Genomic DNA, 569 nt, shown 5'->3' with positions numbered 1-569 from the left:
GCATCAACGCCATCGCCCCCGGCACCACCCGCACCGAAATGATGACCCAATGGCTCGACCTCAACCCCGACATCGAAACCCAACTCCACCACGCCACACCCCTCCCCCGCCGCGCCCAACCCCACGAAATCGCCGAAGCCGCCGCCTGGCTCTGCAGCGACCGCGCCTCCTACATCCTCGGCGCCACCCTCCCCATCGACGGCGGCTGGACCACCCGCTAACCACCCACCACCACCCAACGCATAACAAGTGAAAGACTGAACTCCCCACGGCCTGTGGAGCAGTGACGGACAGTCAGATCTTCGAGGCGAGTCGGTGTCTGTCCGGATACGCTCCGAGTTGGGGAGAGGTGAGTTCCAGGGCCCGGTTGTCCTTTCCGGCGGCCAGGTGGTCGAGCCACCGTTCGTACCAGGCGAGAAAATCTGGGGCCGAGGAGACGTCCGGGCCCCAGAAGCCAGCGGCGTTGCCGTGGAGCATGCGCCCGGCGAGAGGGCCAGTTACGCCCATGAGGACGAGATCGCTGCAGCCGCGTTCGATGACGTGCAGGATGAGCTTGTTCCGCTTTGACG

1 protein-coding gene and 1 pseudogene are annotated in these 569 nt (G+C 65.6%); one reads left to right on the top strand and one right to left on the bottom strand.

Features of this window, described 5'->3' with window-relative positions; all coding sequences use genetic code 11:
- On the top strand, nt 1–221 hold a 221-nt coding region (locus tag J0695_RS41070), incomplete at its 5' end, for an SDR family NAD(P)-dependent oxidoreductase (protein WP_206969896.1).
- 73 nt (nt 222–294) lie between these two features.
- On the opposite strand, the pseudogene J0695_RS41065 reads toward J0695_RS41070, so the two are convergent.
- Nucleotides 295–569 (bottom strand): annotated as a pseudogene (locus tag J0695_RS41065) (SMI1/KNR4 family protein); the annotation flags it as partial.

Origin of the sequence: Streptomyces beijiangensis (assembly GCF_017315755.1) — a bacterium.
In the GTDB taxonomy this organism is placed as follows: domain Bacteria; phylum Actinomycetota; class Actinomycetes; order Streptomycetales; family Streptomycetaceae; genus Streptomyces; species Streptomyces beijiangensis.
Note: the sequence above shows the minus strand (reverse complement) of the source record. Positions and strands in the feature narration are given on the sequence as shown.